This is a genomic window from Mesorhizobium sp. PL10 (assembly GCF_053714315.1).
The window spans coordinates 1-1116 of sequence record NZ_JBSKBR010000143.1 but is presented as its reverse complement, the minus strand read 5'-3'; the positions used below and the strand labels follow the sequence as shown (position 1 = coordinate 1116).

The following is a 1116-nucleotide window of genomic DNA, read 5'->3' as shown; positions in this document are numbered from 1 at the left end:
TGGGGGCCGCACATCTCATTGATTATAAAGATCTATTCAAAAACAACTGTTGAAGTCGGGCCTAGCAGGCTTCTCTGATTGGGGTCGTGGAGCTCAAGCTCCGCTTGAAGAAGCACTTGGCTGCTCTGCGCGTGTCGATAGAAATACTTCCACTGGCAAAGATGCTTGAGATAGTTTTTGTGGACATGCCATCTACCGGCAACGACCATTGACCGGTCAACTCGGCGCCCCTGGAACACAACCGCCTGAAATCGATGGAGACGCTTCTCGCGCCGGCCGGCCGTCAAAGCGGTCGCGCAACAGATCCTTCAAGAAAGTTTATCGAAGCTTTGCAACGGTGGATCGCTGACAATGGTACGTTCACCACAAGGTCTAACGTCAGGCCCGGCCGAGCTTCTGCCGATGTACCCTCGGCACCGCCGCACAATACGCAATGTCGGGGTCAAAGCCAATGGCTAAAAGAACGCTCATCCTGCTTGATGGTTCAAGGTACAACGGTCCGCTATACGTCCAGGCGGCCCCAGCATATTGGCCTTCATCCAATTACCCTGTCGGCTGATCCAGCTCAATACGACTATCTTGCTGCGGACGGAGGCAATCCGTGTTGATACAGGCAATCTTGACGCGCTGATTCACGAAATTTCCCGGTTAGCTAAGGACCATGACATTGCTGGCATTACCTGCGCCGGGGATCCGTTCTATGCCACAGTTGGCAAGCTCTGCCGCTATTTCGACCTGCCGGGGCCGAACCCCACATCCATCGAACAATGCTGCGACAAATTCAAGCAACGTCAGCTTCTCGACGAAGCGGGCGTTCCAGTACCTGCTTATCGCTTGGCAGCGGATGCGCCAGAGGTGGAAAGCGCTGCCGAGGAGATCGGCCTGCCGGTGATCCTTAAGCCTGTCGTAGGTACCGGGAGCAGAGGGGTTCGATTGTGCCGCGATCCCGATGAGCTAACCGAACATACGACCTATCTGTTGGGTGGGCATCATATATGGCGGTCCGCGCCGAGGGTATGAACCGCCCCGGGTTTTCCGGAGGCCGTTTCGTTTGACCCGACTTCAACAGTTGTTTTTGAATAGATCTTTATAATCAATGAGATGTGCGGTCCCCAA

At 54.7% G+C, this 1116-nt stretch carries 1 pseudogene; it reads left to right on the top strand.

Going from position 1 to position 1116, the window contains the following annotated elements:
* Window positions 1-451 precede the first annotated feature (451 nt).
* Window positions 452-1017, top strand: a pseudogene (locus ACWGTO_RS33500) (ATP-grasp domain-containing protein); the annotation flags it as partial.
* Between the last annotated feature and the right edge of the window lie 99 nt (window positions 1018-1116).